This is a genomic window from Piscinibacter defluvii (assembly GCF_004011805.1).
Classification (GTDB): Bacteria; Pseudomonadota; Gammaproteobacteria; order Burkholderiales; family Burkholderiaceae_C; genus Piscinibacter; species Piscinibacter defluvii.
Window position 1 is genome coordinate 1 of the sequence record NZ_RCHJ01000027.1, and the last position, 18,722, is coordinate 18,722.

The following is an 18,722-nucleotide window of genomic DNA, read 5'->3' on the forward strand; positions in this document are numbered from 1 at the left end:
CCCTGCGGACACCCGCGCGCCTGGCGAAGGACCGCGCGCATGCAGGCGCGCGGGCTGGGCAGCGCATGGTGGGTCTTGCTGCGCGTCAAGCGCGGCATGGGCTCCGCGGCGCAGAATGGTCTCCACACGAAGGAGAAACCATGGCCATCCGCTACCCGCTCGACCCTGCCGGCGCCGATGCCGCGGCGGTGCGTGACACCCTGCGCGCGCGCCAGCGCAGCCTGGCCGACGAGATCGCCGCCACGCGCGGCACGAGCGAGGCGCGTGGCGACGAGGTGCTGGACCAGAAGGACGAGGCGACGCGGCGCGAGTTCAACGAGATCGGCGACGCCGAGGTCGCGCGCGACGTCGGCGAGTTGCGCGAGATCGAGGCCGCGCTGCGCCGGCTCGACGAAGGCCGCTACGGCCTGTGCGCCGCGTGCGACGCCGCGATCGACCCGCGCCGCCTGCAGGCCGAACCCTTCGCGGTGCGCTGCGCCGCCTGCCAGACCCAGGTGGAACGCGGCCGGCGGCGCTGATCAGGGCAGGCGCAGCTCCACGCGTTCGCCGTCGCGCTGCACCGTCATCGACATGCCGGCCGGCGCACGCCAGGCGAGCAGCAGGCGCGCCAGGTCGGCGCTGCTGGCCACCGGCCGGCCGCCCAGGCCGAGCACGATGTCGCCGGCGCGCAGGCCGAGCCGCTCGGCCAGGCTGCCGGGCTGCACACCGAGCACCAGCGCGCCGGCCGTATCGCCGCGCCCGCGCAGCAGCGCCACCGGCGGCGACAGGTCGACGAACTCGGCCCCGAGCCGCGGGCGCACCACGCTGCCGTTGCGGCGCAGCTCGTCGGCCACCTCGAGCACGATCTCGATCGGGATCGACAAGCTGACCCCCGGCGCCCCGTAGGCACCGACCACGGTGCGCATGTTCATGCCGACGATGCGCCCGGCGGCGTCGACCAGCGGGCCGCCCGAGTTGCCCGGGTTCAGCGCCAGGTCGGTCTGGATGTAGAGCAGTTCGGGGTCGTCGACGAAATGCCGGTCCATGCCGCCGACGATGCCGGCCGTCACGGAGCGGTACAGGCCGTAGGGCTCGCCCACCGCCAGCACCCAGTGGCCCGGCCGCAGCGTGGCGCTGCGGCCCAGCGGCACGGGCTCGGCCGCCGCGTGGGCCACGCGCAGCAGCGCGATGTCGGTGTCGGCGTCGGTGCCCAGCACCTCGGCGGCCAGCACACGCTGGTCGGCCAGCTTGACGACCACCTGCTCGGTGTCGGCCACCACGTGGCCGGCGGTGACGAGCAAGCCGGTGGCATCGACGAAGAAGCCGGCACCGATGCGCGCGTAGGGCGCGACGATGCCGCGCTCGGCCTCGGCGTCGGGGCCGGCGGCGCCGTCGTAGTCGATGCGCTCGCGGCGCGCCAGGCCGTAGACGCCCACCGCGAACGGCAACGCCCGGGCCAGCGCCTGGGCGAAGCCGGTGTCGGCACGCGGCACGCGCCCGGGCACCAGCGGCGCCGCGCAACCGGTCAGCAGCAAGGCCAGCAGCAGCGCGAGCGGCAGGGCAAGCCGTGCACCCCGCACGGCCGGGTCGGGGCCGGTCATGCGTCGATCATGCGCGGCGCCGGCGCCTGGCGCCTGCGCCGCGTCAAGCCGACGGCAGCGCGAGCACGCGCGCGCGCTTGCCGCTGCGCCCCGGCGGCGGGGGCGGGCCGTGCTGCGCCTGCACCCGCACGCCGGCCAGGCCCTGCGTGCGCAGGTAGGCGCGCAGCGCTGTGCAGGCGCGCGGCAGCGCGGCCGTGGCGCCGGGCTCGGCCACCCACAGCGCGAGCGCACGGGCACCGCGCTGCACGAGCTGGAAGTCGAGCACGCCGCCCTGCTCCTCCAGCACCGTGGTCAGCGCCAGCGGCAGCAGCCGCACCGGGTGGCCGCCCGCATCGTGCAGGACCAGGCTGTCGTCGACCCGGCCGACCACCTCCAGCGCCGGCAGCGCCGAGCCGCAGTCGCACGGCGGCAGCAGGCGCACGCGGTCGCCCAGCCGGTAGCGGATCAGCGGCTGCACGTGGTTGGCCAGGTTGGTCAGCAGCGTCGCCGCGCCGCTCTCGCCGGGCGGCACGGGCCGGTCCTGCGCGTCGACCGGCTCGAGGATCACCCAGTCGCTGTTCAGGTGCAGCACGCCGTGGCGGCACGGCGCGGCCAGCGCGAGGAACTCCGAGGCGCCGTAGCTGTTGGCCAGCGGGCAGCCGAAGGCCTGCTCGATCTGCGAGCGCATCGGCGGGCTGAGCGCCTCGCCGCCGGTCCAGATCTCGCGCGGCGCGATCGCCAGGCGGCCGGCCGCGCGTTCCTCGGCCAGCAGCAGCGCCGCGCTCGGGTAGGTGGCCAGCAGCGTGGGCGCGAAGGCCTCGAGCTGGGCACGCAGCGCCGCCAGCGGCTGCAGGAACGAAAAGGCCTGCAGCCGAGGCGCCAGCCAGGGCTGCAGCCGGCGCAGGCGCTGCAGCGACACGATGCTCGCGAAATGCCCGTCGGTGGCGCCGACGAAGGCGCTGCGCTCGGCCTGGTACCAGGGGTCGAACCAGCGCCGCAGCGGGTCCAGCGGCGTGCGACGCAGCAGCTCGAGCGCGTCGTAGACCGCCATCGCCGCAGCGTCCTGCACGAACACGCCGGGGCGGCCGCTGCTGCCCGAACTCTCCCAGACCCACCAGCGGTCGCGAAACGGCATGCCGATGCGTGCCGGGTCGGCCATGAACGCCTGCAGCGCGTCGAGCTCGAGCACCGGGTCGGTGACCCAGTCGGCGAAGCGCGACATCAGCTCGTCCTTGCCGACCGGCTCGATCCGCTCCAGGGCCCGCGCATCCAGACCGCCGAGACGCTGCCGGTACAGCGCCGAACCGCGCCGTGCGGATTCGACGAGCGCGTGCAGCCGCATGCGCCGGCGCGCCGCCAGGGCGGCGGGCGCGGCCTGCGCGGCGGCCAGCACGTCGAGCGCGACGCTCGCGGCCTGCCAGGCGGGGTCGAAGAAGGTCGACACGGTGATTCCGCGAGCCTCGGGCATCACCTCGTTGGTGGCAAGGCCATTCCACGCGTGGGGCCGGGGCAAGGTTGATGCAAGGCAAGCCGTGGCCTAATGGAGGACCCGGCTACCCGACGCTGCGTACATGTGACGACCCCGCTGCACCTCGCCGTTCTCGACGACGAGATCGACATCACCCGGCTGCTCGCCCATTACCTCGAGAGCCACGGGTACCGCGTCAGCGAGCTTCATCGCGGCGCCGACCTGATGGCCCTGATGGCCAGCGACGCGCCGGCGCTGGTGCTGCTGGACCTCGGCCTGCCCGGCGAGGACGGTTTCGCCATCGCGCGCCAGCTGCGCGAGCACTGGCGCTGCGGCCTCGTGATCGTCACCGGCCGCGGCGACGCGGTCGACAAGGTGGTCGGCCTCGAGGTCGGCGCGGACGACTACGTCACCAAGCCCTTCGACCTGCGCGAGCTGCTGGCGCGCATCAAGGCCGTGCTGAGGCGCATCGAGCCGGCCGGCACGGCGGCCGCACCGGCCCCCGCAGCGCCGGCCGTGGCGGACAGCGAAGGCCGCCGGCTGCGCTTCGCGCAATGGGAGCTCGACCTCGCCGCGCGCCGTCTGTGCGACGTCCAGGGCCGCGAGGTGGTGCTGACCACCGGCGAGTTCGACCTGCTGGCCGCGTTCGCGCGTCACCCGGGCCGGGTACTGTCGCGCGACCAGCTGCTCGAGCAGACCCGCGGCCGCCCGGCCGGCCCGTTCGACCGCACGATCGACGTGCAGGTCGGCCGCCTGCGCCGCAAGCTCGACGACCATGCCGACGAGCCGCAGATCATCAAGTCGGTGCGCGGCGCGGGCTACCTGTTCGTGCCCGCGGTGGTGGCGGCGTGATGGCGGCCGACGCGCCGCCGGCCATCGGCGTGCGCCTGCCGCCCGGGCTCGACCCGCACGGCGTGTTCCGCTCGCTGTTCGCGGCCTACCCGGACGCGCTGCTGGTGGTCGGCCACGACGGCTCGATCGTGCTGGCCAACCCGGCCGCCGCAGCGCTGCTCGACTATGGCGTCGACGAGCTGGTCGGGCTGCCGGTCGACGCGCTGGTGCCGGATGCGATCCGCCCACGCCATGCGGCCTACCGCCGGGCCTACGCGGACAGCCCGCGCGCGCGGCCGATGGGCACGCAGATGGACCTGCTGGCGCGGCGCCGCGACGGCTCGGAGGTGATGGTCGAGATCGCGCTCAGCCCGCTGCAGGACCACGGCCTGCCCTACGTGGTGGCGGCGATCCGCGGCATCGGCGCCTACCCGCGTGTCAGGCAGGCGCTGCAGCGCGCGCGCTACAGCGAGCAGGTGGCGCAGTTCGGCCGCCTGGCGGTGGACGCGCGCGATCCGCAGCTGCTGGTGGAGCAGGCGCCGCGCGTGGCGGCCGAGGCGCTGGAGATCGAGAGTGCGGTGCTGCTGCTGCTCGAACCCGGGCGCCACGAGCTGCGCGTGGCCGCCGGCGTGGGCCTGCTGCCCGACGAGCCGCTCGGATCCCGCCTCAGCGCCGTCGCCGGCACCGCGCTCGGCCGTGCGCTGCACGAGGGCGTGGCGCCGCCGGTCGCGGGCTGGGGCAGCGTGCACGCGGTGCCGCTGGCCGGGCGCGACCAGGCACTGGGTGTGCTGCTGCTGCGCGCCCGCGCGCCGGAGCGCTTCGGCAGCGACGAACGACGTTTCCTCGACCTGCTCGGCAGCCTGCTGGCCACCAGCCTGCAGCGCGCCCACAGCGAGGAGGCCCTGAACCATTCGCAGCGGCTCGAGAGCGTCGGCCAGCTCACCGGCGGCATCGCGCACGACTTCAACAACCTGCTGACGGTGATCTCGGGCAACCTGCAGGTGCTGGAGGAGCTGCCGGCGCTGGCCGGCGATGTCTTCGGCCAGCAGCTGGTCGGCGCGGCGGCGCGTGCCAGCCGGCGCGGCGCCGAGCTGACCGGCAAGCTGCTGACCTTCTCGCGCCGCCAGGTGCTGCAGCCGGCGGCCATCGACGTGGAGATCCTGCTCGAGTCGCTGGCCGACATGCTGCGCCGCACGCTCGACCAGCGCATCCGCATCAGCGTCGAGGCCGAGCCGGGCTGCCCGCAGGTGCTGGCCGATCCGGCGCAGCTCGAGTCGGCGCTGCTGAACGTGGCGATCAACGCGCGCGACGCCATGCCCGAGGGCGGGGCGCTCGAGTTCTGCTGCCGGACCCTGCCCGCGGCCGAGCTGCCGATCGAGCTGACCGCCGGCGGCAGCGCCGCCCCGGAGCGTTATGTCGAGATCGCGGTGGCCGACAGCGGCGTGGGCATGCCCGAGCATGTGAAGGAGCGCGCCTTCGAGCCCTTCTTCACCACCAAGGAGGCCGGCCGGGGCACCGGGCTCGGCCTGGCCACCGTGTACGGCTTCGCGCGCCAGTCGCGCGGCGCGGTGCTGATCGACAGCGCGCCGGGCGCGGGCACGACCGTGCGGCTGGTGCTGCCGGAGGTGCCCGGCAGCGGCGAGCCGGCGCCGGTGGAGACCGCGCCGCGTGCCCAGCTGCCTGCCGGGCTGCATGTGCTGCTGGTGGAGGACGACGCCGAGGTGCGCCAGGTGGTGCAGCGCTTCCTGGCCGGCTTCGGCTGCCGCGTCACCGAGTGCGCCAGCGGCGAGGACGCGCTGGCGGCACTGGCGCCCGGCGCCGTCATCGACGTGCTGCTGAGCGACATCGCGCTCGGCGCCGGCCTGCGCGGCACCGAACTCGCCGAGAAGGCACGCGAACGCATGCCCGGCTTGCCGGTGCTGCTGATGAGCGGCTACTCGAGCGCGCTGCTGGACGCGCCGCCGGGCTGGCCGCTGCTGCGCAAGCCCTACACGCGCACCGAACTCGCCCGTGCGCTGGCGCGGGTCATCGCCGCACGCTGAGACGACACCGGCACGGCGGGCTCAGTGGACGGCCGCCGGGTTCGCGGCGCCCCCGCCCATGCAGCCCTGGATGAAGGCCGACAGCGCCTCGACCCGCGGGATCTGGATCTCGCGCCGGCCCTTCTCGGCGAAGCGGATCACGTCGCCGCGCGCCAGGCGCGACAGCGCGCGCGAGACCGTCTCGAGCGTCATGCCCAGGTAGTTGCCGATCTCCGCACGCGTCATGCGCAGCGTGATCTGGTCGGTGCGCAGGCCGCGCTCGGCCAGGGCCTCGGCCCAGTTGCGCAGGAAGTCGGCCACGCGCGCATCGGCCGGCAGGGTGCACAGCGCCAGCATGGAATCGCGGTCGCGCCCGATCTCGCGGCTCATCGCCTCGTGCAGCAGGGTCAGCAGCACCGGCTTCTGGGCGCAGGCCTGCAGCAGCGCGTCGTAGCGGAACGACCAGACCTCGCCGGTGTCCATCGCGATCGCGTCGCAGCCGTAGTGGCCGCTGGCGATGCCGTCGAAGCCCAGCCAGTCGCCGCGGAAGTGCAGGCCCACCACCTGCTCGCGGCCGTCGGCGGCGAGGTTGACGACCTTGACGAAGCCCGAGTTCAGGATGAACAGCTGGGTGAACGGCTCGCCGGCCTGGTACAGCGTGTCGCCGGCGTGCACCACGCGGCGCTGGATGGGCAGGGCCTCGCGCAGCAGGCTCATGCTCTCGGCGATGCGCTGGCTGGCGTTCACGGTCTGGGCGGTGCTGGCGTTCATGGTTGTCTCCGGTGTCGATGCACGGCAGTCTCGCGGCCGCCGGCAAACCGGGTGAGAACCGTCGTGCACGCTGCGTAACGCTGCGTGAACCAACGGTATCGAACCGGTGTCCGGCGTCCTTGCGTTGACGGCGCGCAAGCTGCGCGGAAACCGCCTTCGGTACGGTGCGCCCTGCAATGGAACGCCCGCGCTCGCCTTCGCTCGCTGCCCCCCGCGGGGGGCCCCGATGGTTTCGGGCGGCCGCGCGACACTGACATGCAAGCGCGCCAAGAAGTCGATCCGTGCCACCTGTGGTCGGTGGAGGCCCTGTCCGGGCGTGAGTTGCGCTGCCTGCTCGAGCGCGCCCGCCGGCTGCGCCATGAGCCCGCGCAGGCGCCGCTGCGCGGGCGCAACCTGGCCCTGCTGTGCGACGGCGAGCCCGACGAGGCGGCCCGGGCGCTGCAGCGCGCGGCCGGCGAACTGGGCGCCCAGGTCGCCACCCTGCGCGCGAGCGACACCTGCCCGGACGGGCACACGGTCGACCAGGCCACCGTGCGCCTGCTCGGCCGGCTCTACGACGCGATCGATTGCCACGGGCTGGGCGAACCGCAGGTCGAGATCATTGCCCGCGAGGCGGGCATCCCGGTGTTCAACGGCCTGGGCGAACGTGACCGGCCGGCCCGCTCGCTGGCAGCGCTGCTGGGCGTGCTGGAGCGCAGCGGCAAGCCGCTCGAGGCGCTGCAGCTCGGCTACGTGGGCGACCCCGGCAGCGACTGCGCCCGGCGCTGGGCCCGGCTCGCGGCCACCGGCGGCATCGTGCTGCGCCAGGTCGACGCGCCCGAGGCACTGCACGACGACGTCGACCTGCTGATCGACGCGCGCAACGGCCAGCCGGTGCTGACGCCGGCCGTGACGCCCGATCAGCGCGAGGCCGACCGCCGCGTCACGCTGCAGGCGATGCTGATGACGACGATGGCCTGAGCGGTCCGCCGGCGCGCCCGATCAGTTCGCGCGCGCGGCGTTCGGCCGCGACGGCGGCCTCCAGCGGCGAGCGCACCAGCCCGGCGTGGGCGTAGTGCAGGTTCTCGTACAGCTCGGCCGCGGCGGGGTGGGCGCCCAACACGGCGTCCAGCGCGTCGGCCGGCAGCGCCGGCGCGAGCAGCGCACGCTGCAGGCGCTGCACCACGGTGCGGTGCGCGTCGGCGTCGATGCGCCCGGGGCGGCGTTCCAGCCGCTCCAGCAGGCCGGCGAGCACGATCACGGTCTCGACGGCGGCGCGGGCGCTGGCGGCATCGGAGGGTGCGGACATGGCGGTTCCTGCGGTGGGAGTCCTTCTCCTCCCCTAGCTGCGGCCGGCCGGCCCGCCTTCAAGCCAGCGCGCTGCTCAATCGTTCACGATGCGCGACACCAGCGCGCGGCTGAACTCGCCGGTCGAGGCGCTGCCGCCCAGGTCGCCGGTGCGCACCTTGTCGACGTTGAGCGTGCGGTCGATCGCGCGGCGCAGCCGGTCGCCGAGGTCCTTGCGGGCGACATGGTCGAGCATCATCGCCGCGGCCAGCATCAGCGCCACCGGGTTGGCCTTGCCCTGGCCCGCGATGTCGGGCGCCGAGCCGTGCACCGCCTCGAAGATGGCCGCGTCGGCGCCGATGTTCGCGCCCGGCGCCATGCCCAGGCCGCCCACCAGGCCGGCCACCAGGTCCGACAGGATGTCGCCGAACAGGTTGGTCGTGACGATCACGTCGAACTGCCAGGGGTTGAGCACCAGCTTCATCGCGCAGGCGTCGACGATCACCGTCTCCATCGCGACGCGGCCCTTGTACTTCGCCTCGTACATCTGCTCGGCCGTTTCCTTGAAGATGCCGGTGAGCGCCTTCATGATGTTGGCCTTGTGCACGATGGTCACCTTCTTGCGGCCATTGGCGATGGCGTACTCGAAGGCGTACTCGAGGATGTGGCGGCAGCCGGCGCGGGTGTTGATGCCGGTGGCCATCGCGACGGCGTGCGGGTCGTCGTCGATCTGCACGTAGTGCTCGTGCCCGATGTACAGGCCTTCCAGGTTCTCGCGCACCACCACCAGGTCGATGTTCTCGAAGCGTCCGCCGGGCACGATGGTGCGCGCCGGGCGCAGGTTGGCGTAGAGCTTGAACTCCTCGCGCAGCCGCACGTTCGAGCTGCGGTAGCCGCCGCCCGAGGGCGTCTCGAGCGGTCCCTTGAGTGCGAGGCGCGTCCGGCGGATGCTGTCCAGCGTGGCCTGCGGCAGCGGGTCGCCGCTGTCCTTGATGCCGGCCAGGCCCGCGCTGGCGCGCTCCCAGGCGAACGGCGCCTTCAGCGCCTCGAGCGCCGCGAGCGTCGCGTCGACGATCTCGGGGCCGATGCCGTCGCCTTCGATCAGCGTGGCGGGAATGGTCTGCGTCATGGGTCTCTCCGCAATGTCGTATTTGTTCAGGCCGGCACACTCAGCTCGAGGTTGTCGATCAGGCGCGTCGTGCCCAGGCGTGCGGCGGCCAGCGCGACCAGTTCGCGGTCGTCCGCGCCGGGCTCGAGCAGGTCGACCCGGCGCCGCACGGCCACGTAGTCGGGTTTCCAGCCGCGTCGCACCAGCCGGTCCACGGCCTCGGCCTCGAGCGCCGCCCAGTCGCGCCGCCCGGCGCGCAACGCCGCGCCGATGGCACGCAGTTCCTGTGCCAAGGCCACCGCCTCGGCCCGCTCGGCCTCGCTCAGGTAGCCGTTGCGCGACGACAGCGCCAGGCCGTCGTCGGCACGCGCGGTTTCGCCGGCCACCACCTCGATCGGCAGCGCCAGCTCGCGCACCATGTGGCGGATCACCATCAGCTGCTGGTAGTCCTTCTTGCCGAACACCGCCACCTTCGGCTCCACGATGTTGAACAGCTTCAGCACCACGGTGCACACGCCGTTGAAGAAACCGGGGCGAAAGCGCCCCTCGAGGATGTCGGCCAGCGCCGGGTCGGGGCGCACGGTGCAGGTCTGCGGCTGCGGGTAGAGCTCGTTCTCGGAGGGCGCGAACACCATGTTGCAGCCCACCGAGCGCAGCAGCTCGCAGTCGCGCCCGAGCGTGCGCGGGTAGGTGTCGAAGTCCTCGTGCGGTGCGAACTGCAGCCGGTTGACGAAGATGCTGGCCACCACCGGGCCGCCGTGCTCCTTGGCGAGCTTGATCAGCGCGAGGTGGCCCTCGTGCAGATTGCCCATCGTCGGCACGAAGGCCGTGCCGGTGGTGCCGGCCAGCGCCTGGCGCAGGTCGGCGATGGTGTGCAGGATGCGCAAGCGGGCTTCTCCGGAATGGCGTCAGTGGCTGTGGCGGGCGTCGTCCGGGTAGCTGCCGGCCTTCACCGCGGCCACGTAGCGCTGCACCGCGGCGGCGATGCCGCCGCCCTCGGCCAGGAAGTCGTGCACGAAACGCGGCTTCGGCCCGCTGCCCAGCCCCAGCATGTCGTGCAGCACCAGCACCTGCCCGCTGCAGCCGGCACCGGCCCCGATGCCGATGGTCGGGATCGGCAGCGCCTCGGTCAGCGCGCGGCCGAGCGCCGCGGGCACCAGCTCGAGCACCAGCATGGCCGCGCCGGCATCGGCCAGCTCGCGGGCATGGGCCTGGAGTGTCCGTGCCGAGGCCTCGTCGCGCCCCTGCACGCGCCAGCCGCCCAAGGCGTGCACCGATTGCGGCGTGAGCCCGAGGTGGGCACACACCGGCACGCCGCGCTCGACCAGGAAGCGCACGGTCTCGGCGGTCCAGCCCCCGCCCTCGAGCTTGACCATCTGCGCGCCGGCGGCCATCAGCATCGCGGCGCTGCGCATCGCCTGCGTGGGCGACTCCTGGTAACTCGCGAACGGCAGGTCGCCGATCAGCCAGGCATGGCGCCGCCCGCGCGCCACGCAGGCAGTGTGGTAGGCCATCTCCTCGAGCGTCACCGGCAGCGTGCTGTCGCGGCCCTGCAGCACCATGCCGAGCGAATCGCCGACCAGCAGCACGTCGACGCCGGCGTCGTCGAGCACCCGCGCGAAGCTGGCGTCGTAGCACGTCAACATCGCGATCTTCTCGCCGGCTGCGTGCATGGCGCGCAGGCGCTGCAGCGTCACCGGCTTGCGCGGCGTGGAGGGAACCGGGCCGTAGGGTGTGGAATCCATCGCAGGCGGATTATCGCTGCGTCGCAGCAAATCCCCGGCGGCCAGGGCGGTGGCCAGGCGCGAGGGACCTTGCCCGGGTTGGGGTCGGAAAGTAATAAATGACAGGGAGGGTGGCACAATACCCACGGCTGTACAGCCTCGAGAACCCATGAAACTCAGAGACGTCGTTATCTTTTCCGGCGCGCGATTCGAGGTGCCCGAAGGCATCCAGCGCATCGACCACCGCGCCACCCATGGCTGGCAGCTGCGTTACGGCGGCACCAAGCTGTTTTCCGACTTCACGCCCGACGGCAGCGGCGCCGCGCGTTCGCTCGAGAAGGCCACGCGCGAGCTGCTCGCGCGCATCGCCAAGCTGCCCGCGCCGTCCAAGCTGCAGAAGGGGCCGAGCGAGAACAAGTCCAGCGACCTGCCGGTGGGCATCTCCGGCCCGATCGTGCGCACGCGCCACGCGACCGGGCTGCGCGACTGCAGCTTCCTGGTCTCGGTGCCACGCTACGGGAAGACACCGCGGCGACGCACGGTCTACATCGGCACCGAGAACACCTACACGCCCGAGAAGTACCACGCCGCGCTGGCGCGCGCCATCGCGATCCGGCAGGAGGCCGAAGAGGCCTACCAGCGCGACGCGACCCGCGCCAAGCGGGCGGCTGGCCGGGCGCTGCGGGCACAGGCCCGCCAGTCGGCCTGATCAGCCCAGGTCGAACAGGCTGGTGGCCTCGAGGTCCAGCACCTCCTTGTGGTGCTGGTTGAAGAGCTGCCAGCGCCAGCGCAGGATGCCCAGGCTGCCCTGGGTGCGCGAGCGGCGCGCCTCGATGATCGTGGCGCGCAGCCGCAGGGCATCACCCGGGCGCACCGGGTGCGGCCAGCGGATCTTCTCAACGCCCGGCGAGGCGAACGACTCCGAACCCTCCAGCGCCGCCTGCACGGCCAGTCGCATCGCGATGCCGCAGGTCTGCCAGCCGCTGGCGATCAGGCCGCCGAAACGGCCCCGTGCCGCCGCGTCGGGATCGGTGTGGAACCATTGCGGGTCCCACTCGCGCGCAAAGGCAAGCAGGTCCGACTCGCTCAGCAGGTAGGGCCCGGCCTCGATCACCTGGCCGGCCTGGAACTCGGCGAACCTCATGCGGCGCGCCGCTGCAGCCAGGGGCTGACGCGGTAGCGTTCGCCGCGGTAGGTGGTGTCCAGCGCCGCGATCACGCCGGCCACGCCGGCCACGCTCCAGCGCGCCAGCCACTCGAACGGCCCGGCCGGGTAGTTGACGCCGAGCTTCATCGCCGCGTCGGCCCCTTCGGCCATGCACACGCCCTGCAGCACCGCATCGGCCGCCTCGTTCACGAGCATCGCGACCGTACGCGCCACCACCAGGCCCGGCACGTCGGCCAGCGGCAGCGGGGTCACCCCCAGCGCGGCCAGCCAGGCGGCGGCCTGGGTGCGCCAGCCCTCGCTCGCACCGTCGTGAACGGCATAGGCGAGTGCGCTGCCGGCGGCCACCGGCAGCACGACCGGCCGGTCGAACACCGCCACCTCGTGCGTGCCCAGGGCCCGGGCCAGTTCGTGCGCCGGACGACCGTCGGTCAGCACCAGGCGGGCCGCGTCGATCGCCAGCCCGGTCCAGGCCGAGCCGCGTTCGCGCGCCGGGCCCCAGCCCTGCGCGGCGAGCGCCGCGGTGGCGGCCTGCTCGAGCCAGTCGGCGATCGGCCCGTCGCCGTGCACCGTGATCTCGCGCGCCGTGGCCGGCGCCTCGTGCACCGCCACCGGCAGCGCCGGAACGCCCTCGGGGTAGCGGTAGAAGCCGCGCCCGCTCTTGCGCCCGAGCAGGCCGCCGTCGACCAGCTCGCGCTGCACCAGCGAGGGCGCATAACGCTTGTCGAAGAAGTTGGCCTCGTAGACCGAGTGGGTGACGGCGAAGTTGGTGTCGTGTCCGATCAGGTCCATCAGCTCGCAGGGCCCCATGCGGAAACCCGCCGCCTTCAGGCAGGCGTCCAGCACCTGCGGCTCGGCAGCCCGCTCGAGCAGCAGCGCGAGCGTCTCGGCGTAATACGGCCGGGCGATGCGGTTGACGATGAAGCCCGGCGTAGAGCGGGTGTGCACCGGCACCTTGCCCCAGGCCTTGCTCAGCTCGAAGATCGCATCGGCCACCGCGGCCTCGGTGTGCAGCCCGGACACCACCTCCACCAGCTTCATCAGCGGCACCGGGTTGAAGAAATGCATGCCCACGAGCCGCTGCGGCCGCGTCAGGCCATTGGCCAGCGCGGTGACGGAGATCGACGAGGTGTTGGTGGCGAGCACGCAGTCGGCATCGACGATCGCCTCCAGCTCCATCAGCAGCGTGCGCTTGACGGACAGGTTCTCGACGATCGCCTCGACCACCAGCGCGCTGCCCTGCGCCTCGCCCAGCGCGCCGATCGGCTCGATGCGCGCCAGCGTGGCCTGCGCCGCCTCGGGCGCGAGCTTGCCCTTGGCCGCCAGGCCGTCGAGCGTGGCGGCGAGCTTCTTCTTCGCGTCGGCCGCGGCGCCTTCGCGCGCGTCGTACAGGCGCACCGCATGGCCGGCCTGCGCCGCCACCTGCGCGATGCCCACGCCCATGATGCCGGCGCCGATCACCGTGACGGTGGCGCCACCGAGGTTCTTCTGCGTCATTGCGGGATCCAGTTCGCCGGCCGCTTGGCCAGGAAGGCGGCGAAGCCCTCGCGCGCTTCGTCGGTGCCGCGCACGCGGCTGATGGTCTGCGCGGTCAGCTCGCGCACCTCGGGCGTGATCGGCCCGACGGCGAGCTGCGCGAACAGCTGCTTGATCTCGCGCTGCGCCGCCGGCCCTCCGGCGAGCAGCTCCTGCACCGTGGTGTCGACCGCGCCGTCGAGTGCGTCGACGGCGACGACCTGCTGCACCAGACCGATCGCCAGCGCCTCGGCGGCGGCGATGCGCGTGGTGCTCAGCGCGAGCCGCTTCGCCTGCCGCTTGCCGACCGCATTGGTGACGTAAGGCCCGATCACCGCCGGCAGGATGCCGAACTTCGCCTCGCTGACCGAGAAGCTCGCGTTGTCGGCCGCGATCGCGATGTCGCAGGCGCAGGCCAGGCCCACGCCGCCACCGAGCGCCGCACCCTGCACACGCGCGACGGTGGGCTTGGGGCAGGCTTCGATGCGCGCCAGCATGCCGGCAAAGCGGCGGGCATCCGCGAGGTTCCACTCCGGCGTGGCCTCGCTGGCACGCTGCATCCACTGCAGGTCGGCCCCGGCGCTGAAATGCCTGCCCTCGCCGGCCAGCACGATCACGCGCACGGCCGGGTCGTCCGCGAGCGATGCGAAGGCCGCGTCGAGCTCGCCGATCATCGCCTCGTCGAAGGCGTTGAAGACGGCCGGGCGGCTCATCGTGACCCGCGCCACCCCCGGCGCGGGACGGGTGACGACCACCGACACCATCAGTAGGTCTCCAGATGCAGCCGGCCGTGGGTCTTCATGGCCGCGCCGACCGTGTCCCAGTCCAGCCCGGCCTGCTTGGCGACGTCGCGCAGCGCCAGCACCACGCCCTCCTCCATCGCCTTCAGGCCGCAGACGTAGAAGAAGGCGTTCGAGTCGGCCAGCAGCGGCGCGAGGTCGGCAGCACGCTCGCGCATCAGGTCCTGCACGTACCGCTTCGGCTGGCCCGGCGTGCGGCTGAACGCGAAGTTGATGTCGATGAAGTCCTTCGGCAGGTTCTGCAGCGGGCCGAAGTACGGCAGCTCTTCCTTGGTGCGCGCGCCGAAGAACAGCAGCAGCTTGCCGCCCTCGAACTTGCCGCTGGCGCGCAGGCGGCGGCGCCACTCGGTCATCGCGCGCATCGGGGCGCTGCCGGTGCCGGTGCAGATCATCACGATGTGGCTCTTCGGGTGGTTGGGCATCAGGAAGCTGGTGCCGAACGGGCCGATCACCTGCACCTTGTCGCCGACCTTCAGGTCGCACATGTAGTTGCTCGCCACGCCGCGCACGGGTTTGCCGGAATGGTCCTCCAGCACGCGCTTGATGGTCAGCGAGACGTTGTTGTAGCCCGGGCGCTCGCCGTTGCGCGGGCTGGCGATCGAGTACTGGCGCGCATGGTGGGTGCGGCCCGCGTCGTCGGTGCCCGGCGGCACGATGCCGATCGACTGGCCCTCGAGCACCGGGAAGGGCATCGCGCCGAAGTCGAGCACGATGTGGTGCGTGTCGTACTCCTTGCCGACCTCGGTGACGCGCACGTTGCCCACCACCGTGGCCGCGACCGACTTCTCCGCCGCCTTCGGCCCGTAGAGATTGGTGTAGGCATGGGCGGCCGACCAGGGCGGCAGCGTCGCACCGTACTGCGCGGAGTTGAACGCCGTCTCCCCGCTCACGGCGGCGGGCAGGCTCGGCGCCACCGGCTCCACGGCCGGTGCCGCGTCGGCCGCGACGCCCTGCGCGGCGAGCTCGTCGGCCGTCAGCTCGGCCGGCAGGCTGTCCCAGGTCAGTTGCTCGGCGACGCTGTAGGCGCGCACGATCGGCATGATGCGCCAGTTGTCGATCGAGCCGGTCGGGCACGGCGGGATGCAGGCCATGCACAGGTTGCACTTGGCCGCGTCGACCACGTAGTTGCGCGAGTCGTGCGTGATCGCCTGCACCGGGCAGGTGGCCTCGCAGGTGTTGCAGCGGATGCAGATCTCGGGGTCGATCAGGTGCTGCCTGAGCACACCCGATTCAGCGGCCATGTCCATGCTTGTCTCCTCGAAGGCAAGGGGCCCGCGGGCCCCTTGCCGTCAGCCTCGATGATGCCGCGCTTCAGTTGAAGCGGACATAGTCGAACTCCACCGGCTGGCGGTTGATGCCCATCACCGGCGGCGCGATCCAGTTGGCGAACTTGCCCGGCTCCACGACGCGGCCCATCAGGCTGGCGACGAAGGCACGGTCCGTGGCGCTGGGCAGCCACTGGTCGACCTTGGCGGCCCATTCGGCCTCGCTGATCACCTGGCCGTCCGGGCTCACCTTCACGCCCGAGAGCGCACCGATGTTGCGGTGGAAGGCCTTGTGCGGCGTCTTCAGCCGGAACGGGATGCCCGCCTTCTCGATCACCTTGTTCCAGCGCTCGACGCCGGCGACCGAGTCCTTGATGTAGTCGTCGCGCAGCACCTCGTTGAGCGCGTTGAGCATCGGCACTTCCTTCTCGACGAGCTTGCCGCCGACCGCGTTGAGCACCTTGTAGGTCTGGCCCTTCAGCACATGGTCGTCGGTGCGCTTGCCTTCCTCGAAGCGGCCCTTCAGGCCGGTGGAGTAGAAGGTCGCGGCGTTGCTCGACTCGTCGGCGCCGAACAGGTCGATCGTCACCGAGAAGTGGAAGTTCAGGTAGCGCTGGATGGTCGGCAGGTCGATCACGCCGGCGGCGCGCAGCTTGGCCGGGTCGTCCGTCTTCAGCTCGTTCATCGCGGCGCAGGTGCGCTGGATGACGCGGCTGACGCCGGATTCGCCCACGAACATGTGGTGCGCCTCTTCCGTCAGCATGAACTTCGTGGTGCGGGCGAGCGGGTCGAAGCTCGATTCGGCCAGCGCGCACAGCTGGAACTTGCCGTCGCGGTCGGTGAAGTAGGTGAACATGAAGAACGACAGCCAGTCCGGCGTGGGCTCGTTGAAGGCCTGCAGGATGCGCGGGTTGTCGGTCTGGCCCGAGCGGCGCTCGAGCAGGGCCTCGCCCTCCTCGCGGCCGTCGCGGCCGAAGTACTTGTGCAGCAGGTAGACCATGGCCCACAGGTGGCGGCCTTCCTCGACGTTCACCTGGAACAGGTTGCGCAGGTCGTACTGGCTCGGGCAGGTCAGGCCGAGGTGGCGCTGCTGCTCCACCGAGGCCGGCTCGGTGTCGCCCTGCGTGACGATGATGCGGCGCAGGTTGGCGCGGTACTCGCCGGGCACGTCCTGCCAGGCGTCCTCGCCCTTGTGGTCGCCGAAGTGGATCTTGCGGTCCTTCTCGGCCGGGTTCAGGAAGATGCCCCAGCGGTAGTCGGGCATCTTCACGTGGCCGAACTGCGCCCAGCCCTGCGGGTCGACGCTGACCGCGGTGCGCAGGTAGACGTCGAAGTTCTGCGAGCCGTCGGGCCCCATGTCGTTCCACCAGTCGAGGTAGTTCGGCTGCCACTGCTCGAGCGCGCGCTTGAGCGTGCGGTCCTCGGCGAGGTTGACGTTGTTGGGGATCTTCTCGCTGTAGTCGATCGTGCTCATGTCTCGTTCCTTGGTGACTCTGTTCAGACGCGGTTCCAGTCGAAGGCGGCCTTCTCGCCCTTGCCGTAGACCTTCAGCGCGCCCTTCTCGCCGACCGCATTGGGCCGCTGGAAGATCCAGTTCTGCCAGGCGGTCAGCCGGCCGAACACGCGGGTGAACATGTTCTCGGGGCCGTTGAAGCGCAGGTTGGCTTCCATGCCGGTGAGCGCGTCCGGGCTCATCGCCACGCGCTCCTCGATCGCGATGCGGGTCTCGTCGGCCCAGTCGATGTCGTCCGGGTTGCTGGTCACGAGGCCCAGCGCGTAGGCCGCATCCGCATCGAGCGGCTGGCCGAGCTTCGCGCGCACGGCCTCCATCGCCGGCGCCTCGTCGTAGAAGCGGCGGGCGAGGCGGCTCTGGCCGGTGACCATCGGGTAGAGGCCGAAGTTGACCTCGCCCACGGTGACCTTCGGCGCCTTGGCCTCGTCGTCCGGCAGCGCCAGGTGGTAGCTGCGGTCACAGGCCAGCGCCAGCTCGAGGAAGCTGCCGGCGAAGCACGAGCCCGCCTCGATCAGCGCGAACAGCGAACGCGACGACACGTCGAGCCGGCTGAACGTGCGGCGCAGCAGACCGATGGTTTCGCGCACCAGCCAGTGGTTCTGGTTCGCCAGCAGCACCACGTCCATCGCCTGCACGGCGGCGGCGTCGCCCTCGGTCTTGATCAGCCAGGTGCCGATGTCGAGCTCGTTGGTGCGCATCGACAGGATCGCGTCCTCCAGCTCGCGGGCCAGCGCCAGCGGGTACCAGGCGGCGCCGGACTCGACGATCTGCGCCGGCGTGCTCGGCTGCGGGCCGCTCGGTGCCTTGACAGTGAAGGTGGCGGTGCGGCCGGCGCGGTCGATCTCGACCGTCACGTTCGGATAACGCAGCGCATCGGCCTCGATGCTGCGGTCGATCGGCGTCAGCGCCACGCCCTTGCCGTCGGCCGGGCGGTCGCTGCGCTGCGCGAGCTGCAGCGCGCGCTCCTGCACCTTGGCGGCGAACTGCGCCGGCTTGGCGATGTCGTCGACCAGGCGCCATTCCTTGGCCTTCTGGCCGCGCACGCCTTCGGTCGTGGTGCAGAAGATGTCGGCCAGGTCGTGGCGCACCTTGCGCTTGTCGGTCACGCGGGTCAGGCCGCCGGTGCCCGGCAGCACGCCCAGCAGCGGCACCTCGGGCAGGCTGACGGCGCTGCTGCGGTCGTCGACCAGGATGATCTCGTCGCAGGCCAGCGCCAGCTCGTAGCCGCCGCCGGCGCAGGCGCCGTTGACCGCGGCGAGGAACTTCAGGCCGCTGTGCTTGGAAGAGTCTTCCAGCCCATTGCGCGTCTCGTTGGTGAACTTGCAGAAGTTCACCTTCCAGGCGTGGCTGCTGACGCCCAGCATGAAGATGTTGGCGCCGGAGCAGAACACGCGGTCCTTCGCGCTGGTGACGACCACCGTGCGCACCTCGGGGTGCTCGAAGCGGATGCGGTTGATGGCGTCGTTCAGCTCGATGTCGACGCCGAGGTCGTAGCTGTTCAGCTTGAGCTTGTAGCCGGGGCGCAGGCCGGCGTTCTCGTCGAAGTCAGCCGCCAGCGTGGCGACCGGGCCCTCGAACTTCAGCTTCCAGTGCTTGTACTGGGACGGATGGGTCTGGTAGTCGACGCGGGGGGCTTGGCTCACGGTGGGGCTCCTCAGGTTACGCAGCGCGGTGCATGTTTGGTGACGCGTTGTACGCATCATAGTGCATGCATCTG

At 72.2% G+C, this 18,722-nt stretch carries 18 protein-coding genes; 5 read left to right on the plus strand and 13 right to left on the minus strand.

Features of this window, described 5'->3' with window-relative positions:
• Window positions 1-140 precede the first annotated feature (140 nt).
• Entirely contained in the window at window positions 141-518 is a 378-nt protein-coding gene (locus tag D9C15_RS28955) for a TraR/DksA family transcriptional regulator (RefSeq protein ID WP_164886903.1), read from the plus strand.
• On the opposite strand, the gene D9C15_RS28960 is transcribed toward D9C15_RS28955, so the two are convergent.
• Window positions 519-1,580 carry a S1C family serine protease gene (locus D9C15_RS28960; RefSeq protein ID WP_128002745.1) on the minus strand — a complete coding sequence of 354 codons (1,062 nt, stop codon included), beginning with the start codon at window positions 1,578-1,580 and terminating at the stop codon, window positions 519-521.
• 43 nt (window positions 1,581-1,623) lie between these two features.
• Entirely contained in the window at window positions 1,624-3,027 is a 1,404-nt protein-coding gene (locus D9C15_RS28965; RefSeq protein WP_240668640.1) for a phenylacetate--CoA ligase family protein, read from the minus strand.
• A gap of 105 nt (window positions 3,028-3,132) precedes the next feature.
• Here D9C15_RS28965 and D9C15_RS28970 point away from each other — a divergent pair, with 105 nt between their 5' ends.
• Window positions 3,133-3,879, plus strand: coding sequence for a winged helix-turn-helix domain-containing protein (locus tag D9C15_RS28970; RefSeq protein WP_128002747.1), 747 nt, complete (start codon window positions 3,133-3,135; stop codon window positions 3,877-3,879).
• Window positions 3,879-5,900, plus strand: a complete 2,022-nt coding sequence (locus D9C15_RS28975) for an ATP-binding protein (protein ID WP_128002749.1) — start codon at window positions 3,879-3,881, stop codon at window positions 5,898-5,900. Before D9C15_RS28970 ends, D9C15_RS28975 begins: the two co-directional genes overlap by 1 nt.
• Window positions 5,901-5,921: 21 nt before the next feature.
• On the opposite strand, the gene D9C15_RS28980 is transcribed toward D9C15_RS28975, so the two are convergent.
• A complete protein-coding gene (locus tag D9C15_RS28980; RefSeq protein ID WP_128002751.1) occupies window positions 5,922-6,650 on the minus strand; it encodes a Crp/Fnr family transcriptional regulator in 729 nt (242 codons plus the stop codon).
• A 255-nt stretch (window positions 6,651-6,905) separates the two neighbouring features.
• Between D9C15_RS28980 and D9C15_RS28985 the strand changes: the two genes are divergently transcribed.
• Window positions 6,906-7,610 (plus strand): Rossmann-fold NAD(P)-binding domain-containing protein, encoded by a 705-nt coding sequence (locus tag D9C15_RS28985; RefSeq protein WP_128002753.1) that lies wholly within the window; start codon window positions 6,906-6,908, stop codon window positions 7,608-7,610.
• On the opposite strand, the gene D9C15_RS28990 is transcribed toward D9C15_RS28985, so the two are convergent.
• The 4 genes from D9C15_RS28990 to panB form a co-directional block, all read right to left on the minus strand.
• Window positions 7,573-7,938 (minus strand): hypothetical protein, encoded by a 366-nt coding sequence (locus D9C15_RS28990; RefSeq protein ID WP_128002755.1) that lies wholly within the window; start codon window positions 7,936-7,938, stop codon window positions 7,573-7,575. The two genes, D9C15_RS28985 and D9C15_RS28990, sit on opposite strands and share 38 nt — an antisense overlap.
• 75 nt (window positions 7,939-8,013) lie before the next feature.
• The gene (locus tag D9C15_RS28995; RefSeq protein ID WP_128002757.1) at window positions 8,014-9,045 is read right to left on the minus strand and encodes an isocitrate/isopropylmalate dehydrogenase family protein; all 1,032 of its coding nucleotides are present in this window, start codon (window positions 9,043-9,045) and stop codon (window positions 8,014-8,016) included.
• 26 nt (window positions 9,046-9,071) lie between these two features.
• Entirely contained in the window at window positions 9,072-9,911 is an 840-nt protein-coding gene (gene panC, locus D9C15_RS29000) for a pantoate--beta-alanine ligase (RefSeq protein WP_128002759.1), read from the minus strand.
• Window positions 9,912-9,932: 21 nt separating this feature from the next.
• Window positions 9,933-10,769, minus strand: a complete 837-nt coding sequence (gene panB / locus D9C15_RS29005; RefSeq protein WP_128002761.1) for a 3-methyl-2-oxobutanoate hydroxymethyltransferase — start codon at window positions 10,767-10,769, stop codon at window positions 9,933-9,935.
• A gap of 148 nt (window positions 10,770-10,917) precedes the next feature.
• Between panB and D9C15_RS29010 the strand changes: the two genes are divergently transcribed.
• Window positions 10,918-11,457: a hypothetical protein gene (locus tag D9C15_RS29010; RefSeq protein WP_128002763.1), complete on the plus strand. Its 540-nt coding sequence runs from the start codon at window positions 10,918-10,920 to the stop codon at window positions 11,455-11,457.
• On the opposite strand, the gene D9C15_RS29015 is transcribed toward D9C15_RS29010, so the two are convergent.
• The 6 genes from D9C15_RS29015 to boxC all read right to left on the minus strand — a co-directional run bounded on the left by D9C15_RS29015 (window position 11,458) and on the right by boxC (window position 18,648).
• Entirely contained in the window at window positions 11,458-11,892 is a 435-nt protein-coding gene (locus tag D9C15_RS29015; protein ID WP_128002765.1) for a MaoC family dehydratase, read from the minus strand.
• Window positions 11,889-13,409 (minus strand): 3-hydroxyacyl-CoA dehydrogenase, encoded by a 1,521-nt coding sequence (locus tag D9C15_RS29020; protein WP_128002767.1) that lies wholly within the window; start codon window positions 13,407-13,409, stop codon window positions 11,889-11,891. The genes D9C15_RS29015 and D9C15_RS29020 overlap by 4 nt, the downstream gene beginning before the upstream one ends.
• Window positions 13,406-14,191, minus strand: a complete 786-nt coding sequence (locus tag D9C15_RS29025; RefSeq protein WP_128002769.1) for an enoyl-CoA hydratase-related protein — start codon at window positions 14,189-14,191, stop codon at window positions 13,406-13,408. The genes D9C15_RS29020 and D9C15_RS29025 overlap by 4 nt, the downstream gene beginning before the upstream one ends.
• A complete protein-coding gene (gene boxA / locus D9C15_RS29030; protein ID WP_128002771.1) occupies window positions 14,191-15,474 on the minus strand; it encodes a benzoyl-CoA 2,3-epoxidase subunit BoxA in 1,284 nt (427 codons plus the stop codon). The genes D9C15_RS29025 and boxA overlap by 1 nt, the downstream gene beginning before the upstream one ends.
• A gap of 64 nt (window positions 15,475-15,538) precedes the next feature.
• Window positions 15,539-16,966 (minus strand): benzoyl-CoA 2,3-epoxidase subunit BoxB, encoded by a 1,428-nt coding sequence (boxB, locus tag D9C15_RS29035; protein WP_128002773.1) that lies wholly within the window; start codon window positions 16,964-16,966, stop codon window positions 15,539-15,541.
• Between the two features lie 23 nt (window positions 16,967-16,989).
• A complete protein-coding gene (gene boxC / locus D9C15_RS29040) occupies window positions 16,990-18,648 on the minus strand; it encodes a 2,3-epoxybenzoyl-CoA dihydrolase (RefSeq protein ID WP_128002775.1) in 1,659 nt (552 codons plus the stop codon).
• Window positions 18,649-18,722: the final 74 nt, after the last annotated feature.

What these genes read in the sequence shown, in the direction of transcription:
- D9C15_RS28960 (WP_128002745.1), bottom strand. Translation starts at nt 1,580, where the DNA reads ATGACCGGCCCCGACCCGGCCGTGCGGGGTGCACGGCTTGCCCTGCCG.
- D9C15_RS29025 (WP_128002769.1), bottom strand. Translation starts at nt 14,191, where the DNA reads ATGGTGTCGGTGGTCGTCACCCGTCCCGCGCCGGGGGTGGCGCGGGTC.
- D9C15_RS29015 (WP_128002765.1), bottom strand. Translation starts at nt 11,892, where the DNA reads ATGAGGTTCGCCGAGTTCCAGGCCGGCCAGGTGATCGAGGCCGGGCCC.
- D9C15_RS28980 (WP_128002751.1), bottom strand. Translation starts at nt 6,650, where the DNA reads ATGAACGCCAGCACCGCCCAGACCGTGAACGCCAGCCAGCGCATCGCC.
- panB (WP_128002761.1), bottom strand. Translation starts at nt 10,769, where the DNA reads ATGGATTCCACACCCTACGGCCCGGTTCCCTCCACGCCGCGCAAGCCG.
- D9C15_RS29020 (WP_128002767.1), bottom strand. Translation starts at nt 13,409, where the DNA reads ATGACGCAGAAGAACCTCGGTGGCGCCACCGTCACGGTGATCGGCGCC.
- D9C15_RS29010 (WP_128002763.1), top strand. Translation starts at nt 10,918, where the DNA reads ATGAAACTCAGAGACGTCGTTATCTTTTCCGGCGCGCGATTCGAGGTG.
- boxB (WP_128002773.1), bottom strand. Translation starts at nt 16,966, where the DNA reads ATGAGCACGATCGACTACAGCGAGAAGATCCCCAACAACGTCAACCTC.
- D9C15_RS28975 (WP_128002749.1), top strand. Translation starts at nt 3,879, where the DNA reads ATGGCGGCCGACGCGCCGCCGGCCATCGGCGTGCGCCTGCCGCCCGGG.
- D9C15_RS28990 (WP_128002755.1), bottom strand. Translation starts at nt 7,938, where the DNA reads ATGTCCGCACCCTCCGATGCCGCCAGCGCCCGCGCCGCCGTCGAGACC.
- D9C15_RS28985 (WP_128002753.1), top strand. Translation starts at nt 6,906, where the DNA reads ATGCAAGCGCGCCAAGAAGTCGATCCGTGCCACCTGTGGTCGGTGGAG.
- boxA (WP_128002771.1), bottom strand. Translation starts at nt 15,474, where the DNA reads ATGGACATGGCCGCTGAATCGGGTGTGCTCAGGCAGCACCTGATCGAC.
- D9C15_RS28995 (WP_128002757.1), bottom strand. Translation starts at nt 9,045, where the DNA reads ATGACGCAGACCATTCCCGCCACGCTGATCGAAGGCGACGGCATCGGC.
- D9C15_RS28955 (WP_164886903.1), top strand. Translation starts at nt 141, where the DNA reads ATGGCCATCCGCTACCCGCTCGACCCTGCCGGCGCCGATGCCGCGGCG.
- D9C15_RS28965 (WP_240668640.1), bottom strand. Translation starts at nt 3,027, where the DNA reads ATGCCCGAGGCTCGCGGAATCACCGTGTCGACCTTCTTCGACCCCGCC.